This is a genomic window from Nitrospirota bacterium, from assembly GCA_016207905.1.
Taxonomy (GTDB): Bacteria; Nitrospirota; Thermodesulfovibrionia; order Thermodesulfovibrionales; family JdFR-86; genus JACQZC01.
The window spans coordinates 1-2,508 of the sequence record JACQZC010000043.1 but is presented as its reverse complement, the minus strand read 5'-3'; the positions used below and the strand labels follow the sequence as shown (position 1 = coordinate 2,508).

4 protein-coding genes are annotated in these 2,508 nt (G+C 43.3%); 1 reads left to right on the top strand and 3 read right to left on the bottom strand.

Annotation, left to right across the window (positions count from 1 at the left end):
- The 3 genes from HY805_05040 to HY805_05030 form a co-directional block, all read right to left on the bottom strand.
- On the bottom strand, positions 1–394 hold a 394-nt coding region (locus tag HY805_05040), incomplete at its 3' end, for a YncE family protein (GenBank protein MBI4823580.1).
- A gap of 37 nt (positions 395–431) precedes the next feature.
- Positions 432–1,370 carry an acetyl-CoA decarbonylase/synthase complex subunit delta gene (locus HY805_05035; protein ID MBI4823579.1) on the bottom strand — a complete coding sequence of 313 codons (939 nt, stop codon included), beginning with the start codon at positions 1,368–1,370 and terminating at the stop codon, positions 432–434.
- Positions 1,371–1,387: 17 nt separating this feature from the next.
- Positions 1,388–2,170: a dihydropteroate synthase gene (locus HY805_05030; GenBank protein MBI4823578.1), complete on the bottom strand. Its 783-nt coding sequence runs from the start codon at positions 2,168–2,170 to the stop codon at positions 1,388–1,390.
- Positions 2,171–2,356: 186 nt separating this feature from the next.
- Between HY805_05030 and HY805_05025 the strand changes: the two genes are divergently transcribed.
- Positions 2,357–2,508 (top strand): hypothetical protein (locus HY805_05025; protein ID MBI4823577.1); only part of this gene is annotated, 152 nt, incomplete at its 3' end.

Here is a 2,508-nt window from a genome sequence, read left to right as displayed (position 1 = left end):
TGTCTTTATGATTGGCAACGAATGCCCTGTGTGTAAGTGAATCTATTGCAATGCCTTCAGGTGATTTGCCAACTGGTATGACTGCGATTACCCGATAGGTATTCATGTCTATGAGGGAGACTATGTTGTCATGGCTATTTCCGATGACTGCCAAATTAAGTGCTTTATCTATGGAGACTCCTTTTGGAGCTTTGCCAACAGGAATTGTCGAGATGACTTTCTGTGTGCTCATGTCTATGATTGAGACAGAATCAGACATCTCGTTTGGGATTACTGAAATATCAGTAGAGGGGTTTATGGCAATGCTTTTTGGGTTTAACTCAAGAGGGATGGATGAAAGCAAAAAAACAGATAGGAGTATTAAGGCAAGATATTTTAGGTGGCGCAATATCATAATCACCAGTTCTCGCTATGACATTTTTTATTCATATTTACATCTCATCTATGAATTTCTCGACTGCACTTACAGCACGAGGGTGTCTCATTATCAGAAGCTCTGCACCTGCTATGAGGAAGGATGTTGCAGTCATAGCCTCCCAGAGTATAGCTCTCTCATCGAGTGCCCCCCACAGTGTCTGCTCTGATTCCTCTGCCTGTGTCTCTTTTATCTTCCAGACATAAATGCCGACATCGGCAAGCATTGGCGGCTGCATTACGGCATCGTTTTGTGTAAGTGCGGCAAGTCTGATTCTTTCCATGACCGAGTATGTATATTCAAGCCCATAGCCCAGTGCAGAGGACATTGGGTCAGTTACAAGCCTTTCTTTATCGAAGCCCATCTGTGTGATGAGGATATTAAGCTGTTTAGAGAGATTTATATCAAGCTCTGACATGGCTATGACCTTATGATTATTTGCCATTGCGGCAGCAACTATGGTCTTATAATTTGCCTCCTGTGCTTTGCCGATTAGCAGGTTTCTGTCTTTACCTGCCTCTGCAGAAGAAACCAGAACCTGAGAGTCCTTCTCTGCATGGTTACTGCCAAGTATTATGAGCGGTAAGTTAACTACATTCAAAACATCCTTTACAGTCTTTGCCGCCTCCTCTCCGGAGCGGTTTTCCCTGTCAGGGTGTGTGCCTGTAAGTCTTAGGGCTATTGCCTTTGCCTTAAGTGTATCCTGACAGAATTTAGCCCATTTTACAGGGTCAGAAGAGACACCCTCAAAGGGCTTTCTTACTGCCTGAGGCCAATCCGAAGGCGGAACATCCTGTATCTCGTATGCAATTACCGGTCTATTTGGTATCGAGCCCTCAAAACCATTAAATGGAAGGACATTGTCTCCTCCAATCGTTATTTGACTGTCACCTGTGCCTATTGTCACAGAATAGACCTTTCCTGAATATGTCTCCTTAGGAACTGTAAAAGCCATTTATATAGCCTCCTCCCTTACATCTCAAGATATGAGTGGGCATAAAGTGTCCTGCCCATTATGATATCTATGGTTTTAACTGTCTCTATCACCTCATGTGGGTCCGCTATTGCAGCGGTCAAGCCCTCGTAGATTAAAAGAGAAAGATAATACTTATTCAGAATCGGCCTTAGATGTTTTGGGCATCCGTTTGAGACATTGCTTAAGCCCACCACTGTTTTCATAGGCGGGTCATTTAGCTCCTGAAACATCCTTACTGCCTTTATAACCTTGAGTGCATGGTCTTGCGAGGTTGCTACCTGTAGCACAAGGGGGTCAAGATATATGTCCTCTAAAGAAACACCATACTCCATTGCCCTGCCCATAATCTCTGCGGCAATACCTGCCCTTTCTTCTGCATCCGCAGGAAGCCCTCCTTTGCCAACCGTAAGACCTATAATCCGTGAATTGTATTTTCCTGCAAGCTCAAGCATTGGAAATCTCTCGGGGTCATTGGATGTGGAATTGATAAGGGGTCTTCCCCACTCATTGTTATGCACCTGAAGACCTGCCTCGATTGCCTTATAATTCGTTGTATCCAGACACACAGGAAGAGGGACCGCCTCTTGAATGGTTTCTACCATCCATTTCATTAGCTCCTCTCCGCCATCCTCGGCAGGACCTATGTTGGCATCTATCATGCCTGCACCTGCCTGCCACTGAGCCTTTGCTATCTCCTGAATAGGAGACTTCTCTTTCCTCTGCATTGCCTCTCTGACCCTCTTTGCTATTATGCTTAGCTTTTCACCGATTATAAGCATTTTCTATACCTTCCTCCCAATTAAATATGGCTTCGAGTGAATTTAAAGAATATCATAATGACATTAAAATGGTAAAGGGTTCTACGATTTTTTTAATTTATGGAGTTATAAGTAGTTATATTGTCTATAGCCTAAATTGCCGATAGAAATCTTCTCAACCGTGATACAAAAATGTTAAATTAATCTATGAGCAGGATTTCTGTTTTAATCAGCAAGCCTATCATCCACCTTCTCCTCATAGCCCTCATTGGTCTCCTTGCCTATTCAAACACATTCAATGTGCCTTTTCAATGGGACGAGAAGGATCTTATAGCAGAAAACCCTATTATCAAATACCT

Coding starts and splice junctions, on each gene's coding strand:
- HY805_05035 (MBI4823579.1), bottom strand. CDS start 1,370: ATGGCTTTTACAGTTCCTAAGGAGACATATTCAGGAAAGGTCTATTCT.
- HY805_05030 (MBI4823578.1), bottom strand. CDS start 2,170: ATGCTTATAATCGGTGAAAAGCTAAGCATAATAGCAAAGAGGGTCAGA.